Below are 217 nucleotides of genomic sequence, written 5' to 3'. Positions count from 1 at the left end.
AGACCCGACAGATCCGAGACCCCGGCCTCGGTTACGAACACCGCCAACATCGACGGCACAAAATGCGCCACCGACACCGAACGCTCGGCCATCACCGTCGCCAGATAGGCCGGATCCCGATGACCGTCCGGAGCAGCCATCACCAACCGCGCACCCACACCCAACGGCCAGAAAAACTCCCACACCGACACATCGAACGTAAACGGCGTCTTCTGCA

Annotated in this window: 1 protein-coding gene; it reads right to left on the bottom strand. The window is 62.2% G+C overall.

Features of this window, described 5'->3' with window-relative positions; genetic code table 11:
- Window positions 1-217, bottom strand: a 217-nt coding sequence (locus ACLQ3J_RS20965; protein ID WP_425904307.1) for an AMP-binding protein, incomplete at both ends; no start/stop codon positions are given.

The sequence above is a fragment of the Rhodococcus sp. DT1 genome (assembly GCF_049844875.1).
Taxonomy (GTDB): domain Bacteria; phylum Actinomycetota; class Actinomycetes; order Mycobacteriales; family Mycobacteriaceae; genus Rhodococcus.
The sequence above is the reverse complement of the archived record's forward strand: the minus strand, read 5'-3'. Positions and strand labels throughout refer to the sequence as shown.